The 18,163-nt window shown below is 60.5% G+C and carries 16 protein-coding genes; 10 read left to right on the plus strand and 6 right to left on the minus strand.

Annotated elements, in window-relative coordinates; genetic code table 11:
* The 5 genes from hycE to hycI are packed head-to-tail and all read left to right on the plus strand — an operon-like array spanning nucleotide 1 to nucleotide 3,884.
* Nucleotides 1-1,710 carry a formate hydrogenlyase subunit HycE gene (gene hycE, locus SK54_RS06920; RefSeq protein WP_023295329.1) on the plus strand — a complete coding sequence of 570 codons (1,710 nt, stop codon included), beginning with the start codon at nucleotides 1-3 and terminating at the stop codon, nucleotides 1,708-1,710.
* Nucleotides 1,711-1,719: 9 nt separating this feature from the next.
* Complete coding sequence (locus SK54_RS06925; RefSeq protein ID WP_023295328.1) at nucleotides 1,720-2,262, plus strand: formate hydrogenlyase complex iron-sulfur subunit; 543 nt, start codon at nucleotides 1,720-1,722, stop codon at nucleotides 2,260-2,262.
* The gene (locus SK54_RS06930) at nucleotides 2,262-3,029 is read left to right on the plus strand and encodes an NADH-quinone oxidoreductase subunit B family protein (RefSeq protein ID WP_023295327.1); all 768 of its coding nucleotides are present in this window, start codon (nucleotides 2,262-2,264) and stop codon (nucleotides 3,027-3,029) included. Before SK54_RS06925 ends, SK54_RS06930 begins: the two co-directional genes overlap by 1 nt.
* Nucleotides 3,026-3,436 carry a formate hydrogenlyase maturation HycH family protein gene (locus tag SK54_RS06935; RefSeq protein WP_017382798.1) on the plus strand — a complete coding sequence of 137 codons (411 nt, stop codon included), beginning with the start codon at nucleotides 3,026-3,028 and terminating at the stop codon, nucleotides 3,434-3,436. Before SK54_RS06930 ends, SK54_RS06935 begins: the two co-directional genes overlap by 4 nt.
* Nucleotides 3,429-3,884: a hydrogenase maturation peptidase HycI gene (gene hycI / locus SK54_RS06940; protein WP_023295326.1), complete on the plus strand. Its 456-nt coding sequence runs from the start codon at nucleotides 3,429-3,431 to the stop codon at nucleotides 3,882-3,884. Before SK54_RS06935 ends, hycI begins: the two co-directional genes overlap by 8 nt.
* 88 nt (nucleotides 3,885-3,972) lie before the next feature.
* On the opposite strand, the gene SK54_RS06945 is transcribed toward hycI, so the two are convergent.
* Nucleotides 3,973-5,397 carry a 6-phospho-beta-glucosidase gene (locus SK54_RS06945; protein ID WP_017692779.1) on the minus strand — a complete coding sequence of 475 codons (1,425 nt, stop codon included), beginning with the start codon at nucleotides 5,395-5,397 and terminating at the stop codon, nucleotides 3,973-3,975.
* 18 nt (nucleotides 5,398-5,415) lie between these two features.
* Entirely contained in the window at nucleotides 5,416-6,867 is a 1,452-nt protein-coding gene (gene ascF, locus SK54_RS06950) for a PTS cellobiose/arbutin/salicin transporter subunit IIBC (protein WP_017382795.1), read from the minus strand.
* 189 nt (nucleotides 6,868-7,056) lie between these two features.
* Here ascF and SK54_RS06955 point away from each other — a divergent pair, with 189 nt between their 5' ends.
* The 4 genes from SK54_RS06955 to SK54_RS06970 all read left to right on the plus strand — a co-directional run bounded on the left by SK54_RS06955 (nucleotide 7,057) and on the right by SK54_RS06970 (nucleotide 12,020).
* Nucleotides 7,057-8,094, plus strand: a complete 1,038-nt coding sequence (locus SK54_RS06955; protein WP_332622756.1) for a LacI family DNA-binding transcriptional regulator — start codon at nucleotides 7,057-7,059, stop codon at nucleotides 8,092-8,094.
* 133 nt (nucleotides 8,095-8,227) lie between these two features.
* Nucleotides 8,228-8,773: an electron transport protein HydN gene (gene hydN, locus SK54_RS06960; RefSeq protein WP_017382793.1), complete on the plus strand. Its 546-nt coding sequence runs from the start codon at nucleotides 8,228-8,230 to the stop codon at nucleotides 8,771-8,773.
* Nucleotides 8,774-8,779: 6 nt separating this feature from the next.
* Nucleotides 8,780-10,996, plus strand: a complete 2,217-nt coding sequence (hypF, locus tag SK54_RS06965) for a carbamoyltransferase HypF (RefSeq protein WP_048246957.1) — start codon at nucleotides 8,780-8,782, stop codon at nucleotides 10,994-10,996.
* Nucleotide 10,997: 1 nt separating this feature from the next.
* Nucleotides 10,998-12,020: a HoxN/HupN/NixA family nickel/cobalt transporter gene (locus tag SK54_RS06970; RefSeq protein ID WP_033487574.1), complete on the plus strand. Its 1,023-nt coding sequence runs from the start codon at nucleotides 10,998-11,000 to the stop codon at nucleotides 12,018-12,020.
* A gap of 126 nt (nucleotides 12,021-12,146) precedes the next feature.
* On the opposite strand, the gene norW is transcribed toward SK54_RS06970, so the two are convergent.
* Both norW and norV read right to left on the minus strand, forming a co-directional pair.
* The gene (norW, locus tag SK54_RS06975) at nucleotides 12,147-13,280 is read right to left on the minus strand and encodes an NADH:flavorubredoxin reductase NorW (RefSeq protein ID WP_015571680.1); all 1,134 of its coding nucleotides are present in this window, start codon (nucleotides 13,278-13,280) and stop codon (nucleotides 12,147-12,149) included.
* The gene (gene norV / locus SK54_RS06980; RefSeq protein WP_015571679.1) at nucleotides 13,277-14,725 is read right to left on the minus strand and encodes an anaerobic nitric oxide reductase flavorubredoxin; all 1,449 of its coding nucleotides are present in this window, start codon (nucleotides 14,723-14,725) and stop codon (nucleotides 13,277-13,279) included. The genes norW and norV overlap by 4 nt, the downstream gene beginning before the upstream one ends.
* A 187-nt stretch (nucleotides 14,726-14,912) precedes the next feature.
* On the opposite strand from norV, the gene norR reads away from it, so the two are divergent.
* Nucleotides 14,913-16,427 (plus strand): nitric oxide reductase transcriptional regulator NorR, encoded by a 1,515-nt coding sequence (gene norR / locus SK54_RS06985; RefSeq protein WP_045341533.1) that lies wholly within the window; start codon nucleotides 14,913-14,915, stop codon nucleotides 16,425-16,427.
* On the opposite strand, the gene gutQ is transcribed toward norR, so the two are convergent.
* Both gutQ and SK54_RS06995 read right to left on the minus strand, forming a co-directional pair.
* Complete coding sequence (gutQ, locus tag SK54_RS06990) at nucleotides 16,424-17,389, minus strand: arabinose-5-phosphate isomerase GutQ (RefSeq protein ID WP_015571677.1); 966 nt, start codon at nucleotides 17,387-17,389, stop codon at nucleotides 16,424-16,426. The genes norR and gutQ overlap by 4 nt on opposite strands.
* Complete coding sequence (locus SK54_RS06995) at nucleotides 17,382-18,155, minus strand: glucitol operon DNA-binding transcriptional repressor SrlR (protein ID WP_015571676.1); 774 nt, start codon at nucleotides 18,153-18,155, stop codon at nucleotides 17,382-17,384. Before SK54_RS06995 ends, gutQ begins: the two co-directional genes overlap by 8 nt.
* Nucleotides 18,156-18,163 lie beyond the last annotated feature (8 nt).

Consider the following 18,163-nt stretch of genomic DNA (forward strand, 5'->3'; position numbering starts at 1 on the left):
ATGTCTGAAGAAAAGAAAGGTCAGCAGTATCTCGCCGCGTTGCATCAGGCTTTCCCGGGCGTGGTGCTGGAGGAGTCCTGGCAAACCAAAGACCAGATCACCGTCACCATTAAGGTGAACTATCTGCCGGAAGTGGTGGAGTTTCTCTATTACCAGCAGGGCGGCTGGCTGTCAGTGCTGTTCGGCAACGACGAGCGTCAGCTGTGTGGCAACTATGCGGTGTACTACGTGATGTCGATGGAGCAGGGGGAGAAGTGCTGGCTCACCGTGCGCGTCGAAGTCGACCCGAACAAGCCGGAATACCCCTCCGTCACGCCGCGCGTGCCTGCCGCCGTCTGGGGCGAGCGCGAAGTGCGCGACATGTATGGTCTGGTGCCGGTTGGCCTGCCTGACGAGCGTCGCCTGGTGCTGCCGGACGACTGGCCGGATGAACTCTATCCGCTGCGCAAGGACAGCATGGACTACCGCCAGCGCCCGGCCCCGACCACCGACAGCGAAACCTACGAGTTCATCAACGAGCTGGGCAGCAAGAAGAATAACGTGGTGCCGATTGGCCCGCTGCACGTTACCTCCGACGAACCGGGCCACTTCCGCCTGTTCGTCGACGGCGAGAACATTATCGACGCCGACTACCGCCTGTTCTACGTCCACCGCGGCATGGAGAAGCTGGCGGAGACCCGCATGGGCTACAACGAAGTCACATTCCTCTCTGACCGCGTGTGCGGCATCTGCGGCTTTGCCCACAGCACCGCCTACACCACCTCGGTGGAAAACGGCATGGGGATCGTGGTGCCGGAACGCGCGCAGATGATCCGCGCCATTCTGCTGGAGGTGGAGCGCCTGCACTCGCACCTGCTGAACCTCGGCCTGGCCTGCCACTTCGTTGGCTTTGACTCCGGGTTTATGCAGTTCTTCCGCGTGCGCGAGGCGTCGATGAAGATGGCGGAGATCCTTACCGGGGCGCGTAAAACCTACGGCCTGAACCTGATCGGCGGGATCCGCCGCGACCTGCTGAAAGACGACATGATCCAGACCCGCCAGCTGGCGCAGCAGATGCGGCGGGACGTGCAGGAGCTGGTGAATATGCTGCTCAGCACGCCCAACATCGAGCAGCGCACCGTCGGCATCGGTCGTCTTGATCCGGAAATCGCCCGCGACTTCAGCAACGTCGGTCCGATGGTGCGCGCCAGCGGCCACGCCCGCGATACCCGCGCCGATCACCCGTTCGTCGGCTACGGCCTGCTGCCGATGACCGTGCACAGCGAGCAGGGCTGCGACGTCATCTCCCGCCTGAAGGTGCGCATCAACGAGGTATTCACCGCGCTGAACATGATCGACTACGGCCTCGATAATCTGCCGGGCGGCCCGCTGATGGTGGAAGGCTTCACCTACATTCCAAACCGCTTTGCCCTCGGCTTTGCCGAAGCGCCGCGCGGGGACGACATCCACTGGAGCATGACCGGCGACAACCAGAAGCTCTACCGCTGGCGCTGCCGCGCGGCCACCTACGCCAACTGGCCAACCCTGCGCTACATGCTGCGCGGCAACACGGTTTCCGATGCGCCGCTGATCATCGGCAGCCTCGACCCGTGCTACTCCTGCACCGACCGCATGACCGTCGTGGACGTGCGCAAGAAGAAAAGCCAGGTGGTGCCGTACAAAGAGCTTGAGCGCTACAGCATTGAGCGTAAAAACTCGCCGCTGAAATAAGGACTCGCCATGTTTACCTTTATCAAAAAAGTGATCAAAACCGGCACGCAGACCAGCAGCTATCCGCTGGAGCCGATGCCGGTGGATAAAAACTTTCGCGGCAAGCCGGAGCACAATCCGCAGCAGTGCATCGGCTGCGCGGCCTGCGTCAACGCCTGCCCGTCGAATGCCTTAACGGTGGAAACGGACCTGAAAACCGGCGAGCTGGCCTGGCAGTTTAACCTCGGGCGCTGCATCTTCTGCGGCCGCTGCGAGGAGGTCTGCCCGACGGTGGCCATTCGCCTGTCTCAGGAGTACGAGCTGGCGGTGTGGAAAAAAGAGGACTTCCTCCAGCAGTCGCGCTTTGCGCTGTGCAACTGCCGCGTCTGCAAGCGTCCGTTCGCCGTGCAAAAAGAGATCGACTACGCCATCGCGCTGCTGAAGCACAACGGCGACGTCCGCGCGGAGCATCACCGCGAAAACTTCGAAACCTGCCCGGAGTGCAAGCGTCAGAAGTGCCTGCTGCCGTCCGACCGTATTGATATCACCCGCCATATGAGAGAGGCCAGCTGATGGAAAACCTACTGGGCCCGCGCGATGCTAACGGCATTCCTGTGCCGATGACGGTGGACGAATCCATCGCCAGCATGAAGGCGTCGCTGCTGAAAAAAATCAAACGCTCGGCCTACGTCTACCGCGTGGACTGCGGCGGCTGCAACGGCTGCGAGATTGAGATCTTCGCCACGCTGTCACCGCTGTTTGACGCCGAGCGCTTCGGCATCAAAGTGGTGCCGTCTCCGCGCCATGCGGACATTCTGCTGTTTACCGGGGCCGTCACCCGCGCCATGCGATCCCCCGCGCTGCGCGCCTGGCAGTCCGCGCCGGACCCGAAAATCTGCATCTCGTACGGTGCCTGCGGCAACAGCGGCGGCATCTTCCACGACCTGTACTGCGTCTGGGGCGGCACCGACAAAATCGTGCCGGTTGATGTTTACATTCCAGGCTGTCCGCCAACGCCTGCCGCGACGCTGTACGGCTTTGCGATGGCGCTCGGCCTGCTGGAGCAAAAAATCCACGCCCGCGAGCCGGGCGAGCTGGACAACCAGCCTGCCGCCATTCTGCACCCGGACATGGTGCAGCCGCTGCGGGTGAAGGTTGACCGCACGGCGCGGAAACTGGCGGGCTATCGCTATGGCCGCCAGATTGCCGACGATTATCTGCGCCTGCTGAGCCAGGGCGACCATCAGGTGGCGCGCTGGCTGGAGGCGGAAAACGATCCGCGACTCAATGAGATCGTGGCGAACCTGAACAGCATCGTGGATGAGGCGCGTATCCGATGAGTGAAACGGTGGTGTTCAGCCAGCTGAGCCGTAAGTTTATTGATGAGAACGATGCCACGCCGGCTGCGGCGCAGCAGGTGGTCTATTACAGCCTGGCGATTGGGCATCACCTAGGGGTGATCGACTGCCTGGAGGCGGCGCTGAGCTGCCCGTGGGCCGATTACCTGGCGTGGATCGCCACGCTGGAGGAGGGCAGCACGGCGCGGCGCAAGATGGAGGGCGTGCCGAAATACGGCGAGATCGTCATCGATGCCAACCACATTGCGATGCTCGCCAACGCCTTTGACGAGGCGCTGAGCAGGCAAACCCCCGAGCAGCAGGCGTGGAGCAAAACGCTGCTTAGCATGCTGCACGATATTCATCAGGAGAGCGCCATCTACCTGATGGTGAGGAGATTACGTGACTGACGTTTTACTGTGTGTCGGCAACAGCATGATGGGCGACGACGGCGCGGGTCCGCTGCTGGCGGAACTGTGCGCCGCAAACCCGCCGGGCAGTTGGGTGGTGATTGACGGCGGCAGCGCGCCGGAAAACGACGTGGTGGCCATTCGCGAGCTGCGCCCGGACAGGCTGTTAATCGTTGATGCCACCGATATGGGGCTCAACCCCGGTGAGATCCGCCTGATTGACCCGGACGACATCGCCGAAATGTTTATGATGACGACGCACAATATGCCGCTGAACTACCTGGTCGATCAGATTAAAGACGACGTGGGTGAGGTGCTGTTTCTGGGGATTCAGCCGGACATTGTCGGGTTCTATTACCCGATGACGCCGCCGGTGAAAGAGGCGGTGGACGTGGTCTATTCACGGCTTGCCGGGTGGGTTGGGGATGGGGGATTTTCTCAGCTCTGAGCAGTGCCGGGTGGCGGCTTCGCCTTACCCGGCCTACCAAACCCATCCCCCTCTCCCTGTGGGAGAGGGCTGGGGTGAGGGCAACAGGCTACTCCAGATCCCCCCCGTTACTCGCAATCACCTTCTTATACCACCAGAATGATTTCTTGCGCTTGCGGTCCAGCGTGCCGTTCCCGGCGTCGTCCCGTTCGACGTACACAAACCCGTAGCGCTTGCTCATTTCCCCCGTTGAGGCCGAGACAAGGTCAATGCAGCCCCAGGTGGTGTAGCCCAGCAGCGGTACGCCGTCCTCAATCGCATCAGCCATCGCGCGAATATGCTCGCGCAGGTAGCTGATTCGGTAGTCGTCGTTGATCTCGCCGTTTTCATCAATGACGTCCTTCGCTCCAAGGCCGTTTTCCACCAGGAACAGCGGCTTCTGGTAGCGGTCGTACATCATGTTCATGGTGATGCGCAGGCCGAGCGGGTCAATGCCCCAGCCCCATTCGCTCACCTGAATGTGCGGGTTGCGCAGGGACTTCACGATGTTCGCCGCGCTGGTGTTTCCCGCGTTCATGTCCGCCGACGCGCAGCGCGAGGCGTAATAGCTGAACGAGACAAAGTCGACGGTGTTTTTCAGCAGTTCATCGTCGCCCGGGTCTTTCACAATCACCACGCCTTTCTCGCGGAACACGCGGGCAGAGTAAGCCGGATAGCTGCCGCGCGCCTGCACGTCGATAAAGAACAGGTTCTCGCGGTCTTTCTCCAGCGCCATCCACACGTCTTCCGGCTTGCAGGAGTACGGGTAGAAATTGCCGCCCGCCAGCATGCAGCCGACGTGGTTTTCCGGGTTCACCTCGTGGGCGATTTTGGTCGCCAGCGCGCTCGCCACCAGCTCGTGGTGCGCGGCCTGGTATTTCACCTGATCTTCGTTTTCACCTTCTTCAAATACCAGCCCCGCGCCGGAGAACGGGCTGTGCAGCATGATGTTGATTTCGTTGAAGGTCAGCCAGTATTTCACCAGCCCGTTAAACGCCTCGAAGCAGGTGCGGGCGTAGCGGGCGAAGAAATCCACCATCTTACGGTTGCGCCAGGAGCCGTACTCCGTCACCAGGTGCATCGGCACGTCGAAGTGGCAGAGCGTCACCAGCGGCTCGATGTTGTACTTTTTACACTCCTCGAACACCGCGCGGTAGAAGGCAATGCCTTCCTGATTCGGCAGCGGTTCGTCGCCGTTCGGGTAGAGGCGGCTCCAGGCAATCGAGGTGCGGAACACCGTAAAGCCCATCTCCGCCATCAGGGCGATGTCTTCTTTGTAGCGATGGTAAAAATCAATCGCCTCGTGGCTCGGGTAGAATTCGTCGTCCCGCAACGAAAACCGTTTTTCCTTGCCGACTTTTACCGCCAGACGGTTTGCGCCGTGGGGGATCATGTCGACCGTCGTCAGTCCTTTGCCGCCTTCACGGTAAGCCCCTTCACTCTGGTTGGCGGCAAGCGCGCCGCCCCATAAAAATCCTTGTGGAAAAACAGACATTCTTACCTCGCTTTCAGTTTATGCTTCTGCTGCTTTGTTCTGTACCGGTGCGGTTTGCAGGGCGCGTGCTTTTTCGGCTTCGTCTTCTACCGGGATATCCTCAAACCCTAACAGCAGGGTTAGCACAAACGACAGCACTACCGCCAGACCCATCACGCCAAACACCCAGACGATGGTCATCGGGTTGGCCGGGTCGAAGAACTGCACGCTGGTAAACAGCCCCGGCGCCGCCATCGAATGGCTGGCAAGGCCTGCCATGCCTGCCACCGCGCCGCAGATAAAGCCGCTGATCAGGCTCGCAATCAGCGGACGCTTCAGGCGTACCGCTACGCCGTACAGGGCCGGTTCAGAGATCCCCGCCATGATGGCGGAGGCCGCCGCGGCCAGCGCCGTCTGGCGCAGCTCCGGATTTTTGGTTTTCCACGCCACCGCCAGCGACGAACCGCCGAGCGACAGGTTGGCGCCGATCTCCGACGGCATCACCATCCCTTCTTTGCCCGTTTCGGCAATGGTCTGGATGATGGTCGGCGTAAACACGCGGTGCATCCCGGTCATCACCAGCAGCGGCCACAGCGCGCCCATAATGGCAACGGAGAGCCAGCCCAGATAGCCGTGAATGGTGTAGACCAGCGCGGAGATGGCGCTGCCGATCCAGATCCCGAGCGGGCCAATCAGTACGATGGCGAGCGGGGCGGCAATCAGCACGATCAGCATCGGCTTGAGGAAGTTTTTGGTCACCGCCGGGGTAATGCGATCCACCCAGCGTTCGATGTATGACAGGCACCAGGTCATCACCAGGGCGGGGATCACCGTGTAGGTGTATTTCACCGCCGTCACCGGAATGAAGGCGAACTCAACGTGCTCGCCCTGCGCGGCTTTCGCCATCAGCTCGATAAAGCTCGGGTGAACCAGAACGCCCGCGATGGCGATTGCCAGCGACATGTTGGTTTTGAACTTCACCGCCGCGGACGCCGCCACCATCAGCGGCAGGAAGAAGAACGCGCCATCGCCGATAACGGTCAGGATCGTCAGCGTCGGGTCGCCTTTGCCCAGCACGCCGGTCATCTCAAGGATCATCGCCAGCAGCTTGACCATCGACCCGCCGATGATCGCCGGGATCAGCGGAGACATGGTGCCGATCAGCGCGTCGAGGATCCCGGCGCCAATCCGGCGCAGCGTGAGCTTCTGTGGACCTTCCGCTACGGCAGGTTGCAGGTTAGCGGGCAGCAGGCTCACCACTTCACGGTATGCCTGGGACACGGTGTTGCCGATGATCACCTGACACTGGTTGTCGTTGCGCACCACGCCGAGCACGCCGCTGATGCTTTTCAGGCGTGCGGCGTCGGTGAGACTTTCGTCTTTCAGGACGAAGCGCAGTCGCGTCATACAGTGGGTGACGGCGACGATGTTCTCTTTGCCGCCCAGCGCGCTAACGACGTCGGTCGCCAGCGCAGCGTAATTTTTTGCCATCGGATGTGATCCTGTTATCGTTGTGTGAAATGTAGGAAACCGGTTTCACATAATCATCATGAGTTTCTTTTAATGAAACAAGACCACTTTTTATGCATTTTTTCGTTTCGTGATGACGATCACTCGTGGCCGTAAAAAGCGTGATAACGCCGCTGCGACAATTTTTCTGCGGTGCAGTACACTGCGCCCATCAGGTTCAGACGGAATAATAATATGACCACGATGCTGGAAGTGGCGAAGCGGGCAGGCGTATCAAAAGCGACGGTCTCCCGGGTACTGTCGGGGAACGGTTACGTCAGCCAGGAGACGAAAGACCGCGTGTTTCAGGCCATCGAAGAGAGCGGGTATCGCCCCAATCTGCTGGCGCGAAACCTGGCGACCAAACGCACCCAGACTCTGGGGCTGGTGGTGACGAACACCCTGTACCATGGGGTCTACTTTAGCGAGCTGCTGTTTAACGCCGCGCGGATGACGGAAGAGAAGGGGCGTCAGCTGATCCTGGCGGACGGCAAGCACAGCGCCGAAGAGGAGCGCGAGGCGATCCAGTACCTGCTCGACATGCGCTGCGACGCGGTAATCATCTATCCGCGTTTTCTGAGCGTGGAAGCGCTGGACGAGATCATTGAGAAATGCGAGCAGCCGATCATGGTGCTCAACCGCCGTTTGCGGAAAAACAGCAGTCACAGCGTCTGGTCCGATCATAAAGCGTCGTGTCAGGACGCGGTATCGCAGCTGATTGAGAAAGGCCACCGGGAGATTGCGTTTATCACCGGTTCGCTGGATTCCCCCACCGGGGTGGAGCGTCTTTCCGGCTACAAGGACGCGCTGGCGCAGCACGGGATTGCAGTTCGCGACGCGCTGATCGCCGAAGGGAAGTGGAACCCGGCCAGCGGCGCGGCGGCGGTCTCTCAGTTGCTCACCCGCGGCGAAACGTTTACCGCGCTGGTGGCGAGTAACGACGACATGGCGATTGGCGCCATCAGGCAGCTGCACGAGAGCGGCGTCTCCACGCCGGGCGCAGTGTCCGTCATCGGCTTTGACGACGTGGCAATCGCGCCCTATATCGTGCCGTCCCTCTCCAGCGTGCGTATTCCGGTAACGGAGATGATTCAGGAGACCATCAGCCGTCTTATTTTCATGCTCGACGGCGGTGAGTTTAAGCCTCAGCAAACCTTCTCCGGCGAGCTTATCCTGCGCGACTCCGTCATTGACGGCCCGCATCGCTGACGTCGACATCTGTCATCGTCACTAATGACGATGACAGATCCTTCTCTTTTAAATTTCCCTATAAAATCAATGCATTAAATATTGGCACGGTTTATGAATAGCTTCGCGCATAACAGTTATGCCGGAGAAGCAGATGAACCGTTTTATTATGGCCGATGCCAGCAAATGCATTGGTTGCCGTACCTGTGAAGTGGCGTGCGTGGTGTCCCATCAGGCAGAGCAGGATTGCGCCTCTCTCACCCCTGATACCTTCCTGCCGCGCATCCACGTCATTAAAGGCGTGAATATTTCTACCGCCGCTATCTGTCGCCAGTGCGAAGACGCGCCGTGCGCCAACGTCTGTCCGAACGGGGCGATTAAGCGCGAGAAAGGCTTCGTGCATGTGATGCAGGAGCGCTGCATCGGGTGCAAAACCTGTGTGGTGGCGTGTCCGTATGGCGCGATGGAGGTGGTGGTTCGCCCGGTGGTGCGCAACAGCGGTATCGGGCTGAGCGTACGCGCGGAGAAAGCCGAAGCCAATAAATGTGACCTCTGCTACCACCGCGATGCCGGTCCGGCGTGTATGGAAGCCTGTCCGACGCATGCGCTGGTCTGCGTCGATCGCGACAAGCTCGAACAGATGAGTGCCGAAAAACGCCGCCGCGCGGCGTTCGACACCTCGTCATCGCTGCTGTTTTAAGCTGCAATGCGCGTTAATGGCGTACAGATTCGGGTGCGCGGCAAGGTGCAGGGGGTAGGATTTCGTCCCTTCGTCTGGCAGCTTGCGCACCAGCTGGGGCTGGCAGGCGACGTCTGCAACGACGGAGAGGGTGTCCTGGTGCGTCTCGCGGGCAGTGGGGGTGACTTTACCGCGAGACTGCGCCAGGACTGCCCACCGCTGGCGCGCATCGATCGCGTTGAAACGCAGCCGTTCAGCTGGACGACGCTGCCGGACGAGTTTGTCATCCGCCACAGCGAGAGCGGGGCGATGGACACGCAAATCGTCCCGGATGCCGCCACCTGTCCCGCATGCCTGGCGGAGATGCGCGATCCCCGCGAACGTCGCTACCGCTACCCGTTTATCAACTGCACCCACTGCGGGCCGCGGTTTACCATTATCCGCGCCATGCCCTATGACCGCCCGGCCACGTCAATGGCGCCATTCCCGCTCTGTGTGCCCTGTGAAACGGAGTACCGCAACCCGGCTGACCGGCGTTTTCACGCCCAGCCGGTGGCCTGCCCGGATTGCGGACCGCAGCTGGAGTGGCGAGCCGGGGAGGCTGCTGCCACCCGCGAATCGGCGTTAAGCGCGGCGGTGGCGATGCTGGAAGGCGGCGGGATTGTGGCGGTCAAAGGGCTGGGCGGTTTTCACCTGGTCTGCGACGCGCTTAACCCGCAGGCGGTTCGGAAATTACGGGCACGCAAGCAGCGCCCGACCAGGCCGCTGGCGGTGATGATCCCGCATGCGGACGATCTGCCGGAGGCCATCCAGACGCTGTTACGTTCACCCGCTGCGCCGATTGTGCTGACGCCAAAAGCCTGCCTTCCTGCGTTTCCTGAGGAGATTGCGCCGGGGCTGGATACGGTCGGCGTGATGCTGCCTGCGAACCCGCTCCAGCATTTGCTGATGCTGGACTGCCAGCGCCTGCTGGTGATGACCTCCGGCAACCTCAGCGGCCATCCACCCGCCATAAGCAACCAGCAGGCGCTGGAAGAACTCAGTGACATCGCTGACGGCTTCCTGCTGCACAACCGCGACATCCTGCAACGGATGGATGATTCAGTGATGGACCAGGAGGGCACGATGCTGCGTCGCGCACGCGGTTTTGTGCCGGATGCCATCACATTGCCCGCCGGATTCCGCGACATCCCGCCCATGTTATGCACCGGCGCGGAGATGAAAAACACCTTCAGCCTGGTGCGTGGCAACCAGGCGGTGCTGAGCCAGCATTTTGGCGATCTGAGCGACGAGGGGGTAGAGGCGCAGTGGCGCAGTGCGCTCTCGACGATGCAGGACATCTACGCCTTTCAGCCTGAGCGCGTGGTGTGCGATGCCCATCCGGGTTATCACGCCCGACTGTGGGCCCGGGCGCAGGCGCTGCCCGTTGAGACCGTGCTGCATCATCATGCGCATGCGGCAGCGTGTCTGGCGGAGAATGGCTGGCCGCTCGACGGCGGGGATGTTATTGCCCTGACCCTGGACGGGATCGGCATGGGCGAGAACGGCGCGCTGTGGGGCGGCGAGTGCCTGCGGGTGAACTATCGCGACTGCGAACGGCTGGGCGGTCTGCCAGCCGTTGCGCTGCCGGGGGGCGATCTGGCGGCAAAACAGCCGTGGCGCAATTTGCTCGCCCACTGTCTGGCGTTCGTACCTGACTGGCAGCAGTACCCGGAAACTGAGGTGGTACAGCGTCAAAACTGGCCGCTGCTGGCAACGGCTGTGTCGCGCGGTATCAATGCGCCGCGGGCCTCCTCCTGTGGTCGTCTGTTCGACGCTGTGGCCTGTGCGTTGGGTATTGAAACGCAACGCTATGAGGGCGAAGCCGCGTGCCGGCTGGAGGCGCTGGCCGAACGCTGCGCAGGGGTTGATCATCCGGTGACGCTCCAGACGGATAACCTTGCGCTGTTCTGGCAACAGTGGCTTACCTGGCGGGCGGAGCCCGGCGAGCGCGCCTGGGCTTTTCACGATGCGCTGGCAAAAGGGCTGAGCGTACTGGCGGCAACGCATGCCCGCCGACGGTCGCTCACGACGGTGTGTTTCAGCGGAGGCGTCCTTCACAACCGCCTGCTGCGCGCGCGCCTTCGTCATTACCTTTCTGATTTCACGCTTCTTTTTCCTTCGCGCCTGCCCGCAGGCGACGGAGCGATCTCCTTCGGGCAGGCGGTGGTTGCTGCCGCCCGATCATGTTCACAAGGGATTTAAAATGTTACGACTTTTACGCAATGAACCTCGTGCAGCGTGCCTGCTGCTGGCTCTCGGGATGGCTAACCTGCTGGCCTGGGGGCTGGCGTGGCACACCTTTAGCGGCAGTACGGCGCTGATGGCCGCCAGCCTGCTGGCCTGGTGTTACGGACTGCGTCATGCGGTGGATGCCGACCATATCGCCGCGATTGATACCGTGACGCGTAAAATGATGCAGCAGGGCAAGCGCCCGTCCGGCGTGGGCGCATGGTTTTCCCTCGGACACTCCACCATCGTGGTGCTGGCCTCCATTGCTATCGCCGCTACCGCCACGGCGTTTCAGAAAAACATGGCATGGTTCCACGAAACCGGCAGCCTGATTGGCACCGCCGTCTCCGCCACCTTCCTGCTGGCGATGGCGCTGGTGAATATGGTGATCCTGCGCGGCGTCTGGCGCAGTTTTCAGGCGCTGAAACACGGCAATCCCGTGCAGGGCGACATCACGCTGCCTGCACAGGGCGGCGTCATGAACTGGCTGTTCGGCAAAACCTTCCGCCTCGTCAATAAAAGCTGGCAGATGTACCTGGTCGGTTTCCTGTTCGGCCTGGGGTTCGACACCGCCACCGAAATCGGCGTGCTGGGGATCTCCGCCGCCAGCGCCTCCAGCGGGATGTCGGTGTGGTCGATCATGATCTTCCCGGCGCTCTTCGCCAGCGGCATGGCGCTGGTGGATACGCTCGATAACCTGCTGATGGTGGGTGCCTACGGCTGGGCGTTTAACAAGCCGCAGCGCAAGCTCTACTACAACATGACCATCACCGGCACTTCGGTGGTGGTGGCGCTGTTTATCGGCGGCCTGGAAGCGCTGGGTCTGCTGATGGACAAGTTCGCCCTCAGCGGCGGCGTGTGGGATCTGATTGGCGCGGTGAACGATAACCTGGGCGATGCCGGATTTGTGGTGGTCGGGCTGTTTGTCGCCTGCTGGCTGATCTCGATGGCGAACTATCGCTGGCGCGGTTATGACGCGCTGGTGGTGCGCTCCTGACGCTGAAAGTGTAGCGATAAAAAAAGCCCCGGGACATCGGGGCGGTGGACAACAAAATCCAAAGGTTAAGTAAGCGTGGCAGTACTGTAGGCCGGGTAAGCGGAGCGCCACCCGGCATGACGAGGGTTAAGCTGGTAGCGATTTCAGCAGCGCGAAGGCCTCCTTCATTCTGTCTTCGCTGACGACAAAGGCGCGCATCTGACCGTCGGTATCGGTGCCGCGCGCCACCATGCCCTGAGGCGAAAGGACAATCTCCCAGTCCAGATCCTGACGCTGCGTTTCACCTGCGAGATGCAGCGGTAGTTCCGGCGTTTTTACCTTCACCAGCATGGCGGGTAATTTCACCGGGGCGTTGCCGCCGAGCAGGTTTTTCGCCAGGAACATGGCGCTTAACTGAATCGGTTGCAGGAACGGCAGCACCTGGCCGTTAATTTCCGCGCAGTCGCCCAGGGCATAAATGTCCGGCTGGGTGGTTTGCAGGTAGCTGTCCACCTTCACGCCGCGATTGATCTCTGCGCCCGCGCGGTGCGCCAGCGCGGTTTCCGGGCGCAACCCCGTCGCCGCAATAACCACATCCACTTCAACGCTGCGGTTGCGGTCGAGCGTCGCACAAATGCCGGTTTCGGTTTTGCTCAGGCTCTGTAACTGCGATTTCAGCAGCAGATGCACGCCCATGTCGGTCAGACGATGCTGTAAGCGACTGCTTACTTCTGCTGGCATCAGCGCTGACAGAATGCTGGCCGCGTGGTCAACCAGGGTGACGGATTTTCCCGCCCGGCAGAAGTCCATCGCCAGCTCGGTGCCAATCAGTCCGCCGCCGACAATCATCACCCGCGTGGCGTCGCGTAACAGGGTCTCGCTGGCCTGATACTCCTGCTGGCTGTTGAGCGTGACCATCAGCTCGCGGCCCTCAACCGGCGGCACAAACGCCGATGCCCCCGTCGCCAGCACCAGTTTGTCGTACTGCCAGGTTTTATCTTTCGCGTTCACCACGTGGGCGTCGGCGTCGATATCGGTGACCCAGGTGTACGGAAACAGACGCAGGTTAAACTGTTCTGCGAACTCCCCCGCCGTCTGGCGGGTGAGATCGTCGGCGCGCTGATTCTGGCTAATGACGTGGCTTAAATCAGGCTTGTTGTACTCATCCATGCTGTCGGCGGCGATCACCGTCAGCGGCACGTTAGCATCCTGTTTGCGGATATTTTTCACCAGCTGGCGGGCGGCAAAGCCCGAGCCGATAATGACGATGCCGTGGCTCATTTTGCCTCCGTTGCCAGTTCATCAAAGACGTCTTTCCCGAGGGAACATTCCGGGCAGAGGAAGTTGTCCGGCACCTCGCTCCACGGCGTACCCGGCGCGACATCCTGCAACGGCTCGCCCAGCTCAGGATCGTAAATCCACTGGCAGACGCTGCACTGCATGCAAGGGCCGAGGTCGGCAGCGGCAGGAGCGGCTTCTGCTACAGCTTTCGGCGTAACCGCCGCGGCGGGTGCGGTTTCCGGCAGCGGCGCAAGCGCCCACTGGCGGGCAATGTCGCGACCGTGCTGACGACAGATTTCCAGCGCGTCGAGATCCGGACGCCATTTCGCCTTCAGGCTCAGGGACATCTCAAAACCAGCATCCTGTAAACGGGTGGAGAGACGGTCTACCGCGCCGCCGCTCCAGCCGTGTGAACCAAAGGCGCTGGCGCGTTTGTTACGAAAGCGCAGGCCGGTCATCTCTTCTACCAGTCCGGCAATTTTCGGCATCATCACGTTATTCATGGTGGAGGTACCCACCAGCACGCCTTTGGAGCGGAAGACGTTGGTCAATACCTCATTCTTATCGCTGCGCGCCACGTTGAAGATTTTCACCGCCACGTTCGGGTCAACTTCGTTGATGCCCTGGGCAATGGCGTCCGCCATCATGCGGGTGTTGTTGGACATGGTGTCGTAGAAGATGGTGATGCGATCTTCCTGATAGTCCGCCGCCCACTTCAGGTACAATTCGACAATCTGGGTTGGATTTTCACGCCATACCACGCCGTGGGAGGTGGCAATCATATCCACCGGCAGGTTGAAGCCGAGGATCTCGGTGATTTTTGGCGTGACCAGACGGCTGAACGGGGTCAGGATGTTGGCGTAGTAGCGCTGGCACTGTTCGAACAGCTCGGTCTGATCCACTTCGTCGTTGAACAGACGTTCGTCGCAGTAGTGCTGGCCGAAGGCGTCGTTACTGAACAGCACCGCGTCACCGGTCATGTAGGTCATCATGCTGTCCGGCCAGTGCAGCATTGGGGTTTCCACGAAGATCAGCTGTTTGCCATTGCCGATATCCAGCGTGTCGCCGGTTTTCACGGTGTGGAAGTTCCACTCCGGATGGTGGTGGTGGCCGTTGATGGAGTCAATGGCGTTGGTGGTGCAGTAGATCGGGGTATCCGGAATGTGGGACATCAGCTCGGTCAGCGCCCCGGCATGATCCTCTTCCGCGTGGTTGATGATAATGTAGTCGATGTCGTTCAGATCGATTTCGCTGCGCAGGTTCTGCACGAACTCGCGGCTGAATTTGTGATCGACGGTATCGATCAGGACGTTTTTACCTTCACGAATGAGATAGCTGTTGTAGCTGCTGCCGCGCAGCGTTTTGTATTCCGTCCCGTGAAAATCACGTACTTCCCAGTCACGTTGACCCACCCAATGAATGTTATTTTTAACCAGAATAGACATAGCAACCTCAACTTAATACGGCGTTTTCAAATAAGATGACTGTCATATATCAAGTTGCGTGCCAACTTTTTAACTTGTTGAAAATAATGTGTTTTCGTTTCGATGCCCCCTAATGGGTAGTCATTTTGACTATCTTAAAAATTGTCAATATGACACTATGTATTGTCAAAATGACAGTGAGGCAGAGATGAGCTTTTCCGTAGATGTGCTGGCGAAGATCGCCATAGAACTGCAAACCGGTATTGGTCATCAGGACCGCTTTCAGCGGCTGATCTCCACGTTGCGCCACGTGCTGGATTGCGATGCGTCGGCGCTGCTGCGTTACGAAGGGCGGCAGTTTATTCCGCTGGCTATCGACGGTCTGGCGAAGGACGTACTCGGGCGGCGCTTTACCCTGGAGGGCCACCCGCGTCTGGAAACCATCGCCCGCGCGGGTGACGTGGTGCGTTTCCCGGCAGACAGCGATCTGCCCGATCCGTACGACGGCCTGATCCCCGGACAGGAGAGCCTGAAGGTGCACGCCTGTATCGGCCTGCCGCTGTTTGCCGGGCAGAACCTGATTGGCGCGTTAACCCTCGACGGCATGTCGCCGGATCAGTTCGATACCTTCAGCGACGAAGAGCTACGGCTGATTGCCGCGCTGGCGGCCGGGGCGCTGAACAACGCCCTGCTGATAGAACAGCTGGAGAGCCAGAATATTCTTCCGGGTAGCCCGACGGCGTTTGAGCAGGTGGCGCACACCGAAATGATCGGCCTTTCGCCGGGCATGGCGCAGCTCAAAAAAGAGATTGAGATTGTCGCCGCGTCTGATTTGAACGTGCTGATCTTCGGGGAGACCGGCACCGGTAAAGAGCTGGTGGCAAAAGCGATCCACGAAGCCTCGCCCCGTGCGGTGAATCCGCTGGTCTATCTCAACTGCGCGGCGTTGCCGGAAAGCGTGGCGGAAAGCGAGCTGTTCGGACACGTCAAAGGGGCCTTTACCGGGGCGATCAGCAACCGCAGCGGCAAGTTCGAAATGGCTGATAACGGCACGCTGTTCCTCGATGAAATTGGCGAACTCTCCCTTTCGCTCCAGGCCAAACTGCTGCGGGTGTTGCAGTATGGCGATATTCAACGCGTGGGAGACGATCGCAGCTTACGCGTGGATGTGCGCGTGCTGGCGGCGACGAACCGCGATCTGCGCGAAGCGGTGCTGGCGGGGAATTTCCGCGCCGATCTGTTCCACCGTCTGAGCGTGTTCCCGCTCACGGTGCCGCCGCTGCGCGAGCGGGGCGAGGATGTGGTTCTGCTGGCGGGCTTTTTCTGCGAACAGTGTCGGCTCAAAATGGGGCTTTCCCGCGTGGTGCTAAGTCCCGGCGCGAGGACGCACCTGCTGAGCTACGGCTGGCCGGGTAACGTGCGTGAGCTGGAACATGCGATCCACCGCGCGGTGGTGCTGGCGCGGGCAACGCGTTCGGGGGATGAAGTGGTTATTCATGCGCGCCATTTCGCGCTGCATGAGGAAACGATGCCGCCCGTGAAGCCGGTGATACCTGAGAGCGTGAACGAAAACCTGCGCGAGGCGACGGATGCGTTCCAGCGTCAGATGATCGCCCGCGCGCTGGAGCAGAATAACCGCAGCTGGGCGGCGTGCGCGCGGGCGCTGGAGATGGACGTCGCCAACCTTCACAGGCTGGCGAAACGTCTGGGGCTGAAGGGTTAAATAATCCCCGCCTGGTAGAAGTCTTGCAGGTTGATCGCGCCGCACAGCCTGCCGTGCTCGTCCACCACCGGCGCGGCGGTGATTTTGCGCTTCATCAGCACCTCTTTGGCTTCAATCGCGCGGCTGTCGGCATTCAGCGTCAGCCCGCCCTGGGTCATTGCTTCGGATACCCGCGCCTCCAGCTTGCCGCCGCCCACCAGCCAGCGGCGCAGGTCGCCGTCGGTGAAGACGCCCTTCACCTGGCGGTCATTGTCGCATACCGCAACCAGCCCCAGCCCGGTGCGGCTCAGCTCCAGCATGGCGTCCATCACGCTGGTGTCGAGTTTGACCTGAGGAATGGCATCGTCCGTGCGCATCAGGTGGTGAACTTTGTTGAGCAGACGAGCCCCAAGCGCGCCCGCAGGATGGGAGCGGGCGAAATCTTCCTCATTAAAACCGCGCGCCTGCATCACCGCCATCGCCAGGGCGTCGCCCATCATCAGCGTGTTGACGGTGCTGGAGGTCGGTGCCAGGTGCATCGGACAGGCTTCGCGCTCAACGGAAATATCCAGGGTTGCTTTCGCGGCCAGCGCCAGCGGCGAACGGGATTTGCCGGTCATCGCTAACAGGGCCACCGATTTTTCTTGCAGGCGAGGGATGATGAGATCCAGCTCTTTGGCTGAACCGGAGTAGGAGATAAACAGCATCACGTCGCGGCTTTCGATCATCCCCAGATCGCCGTGCAGCGCTTCGGCAGGATGCACGAAGAACGCCGGGGTGCCGGTGCTGGCAAGCGTCGCGGCAATCTTCTTGCCGATATGACCGGATTTACCGATACCCGCCACGATCACTTTGCCCTCGCAGTGGATAATGGTGTTGGCTGCACGAACAAAATCCTCACCCAGACGTTCCGGCAGGCGGCTGGCTTCCTGTAGCTCCAGCAGCAGGGTCTGACGGCCTGCGTTTAACAGAAAATCACTCATTTTTCTCTCCGGTTACGATCACGTCGATGCCCTTCGCTTCCAGCGCTTTTTTAAATGCCGGATCGATACCTGCGTCGGTAATCAGCTTATCGACGCTTTCAAGGCTACAGACAATGTTGGGGCTTTTACGGCCAAACTTCGACGAGTCCGCCATCAAAATCACTTCCCGCGCGGCGTTGCACATCGCTTTGCTGACGCTGAACACCTCGTTGAAGGTGGTCACGCCCGCGTTGAGGTCGATGCCGTCCGTGCCCATAAACAGCTTATCGAAGCTGAAGTGGTCGAAGGCATTCTCCGCCAGCTGCCCGTGAAACGACGCGGATTTTTTACGGAAGGTGCCACCGGGCATCAGGATGGTCTGCTCGCTGTCGAACTCTGACAGGGCATTGACGATGTGCAGGCTGTTGGTCATCACGGTGATGTTATTAAAGCGGCTGAGCAGCGGGATCATCTGTAGGACGGTACTGCCTGCGTCGAGGATAATGGAATCGCCGTCCTGGATAAATTTGACGGCGGCTTCGGCAATCAGCGCTTTCTGGTGGGTATTGATCAGTGTTTTGTGGTCGATAGGCGGGTCGGCTTCGTCTTTATTGAGCACCACGCCGCCGTAGGTACGAATGACGGCGCCGGAGTTTTCGAGCAACACCAGGTCCTTGCGTATTGTCGTGCCGGTGGTGTCAAAGTAGTGGGCCAGATCCTCTACCGAGCACTTTCCCTGCTTTTGCAGATGCTCAAGTATGGCCGCCTGCCGCTGACGTGGTTTCATAGGCGCTT

Origin of the sequence: Enterobacter sp. MGH120 (assembly GCF_001037725.1) — a bacterium.
Lineage (GTDB): Bacteria > Pseudomonadota > Gammaproteobacteria > Enterobacterales > Enterobacteriaceae > Enterobacter > Enterobacter hormaechei_C.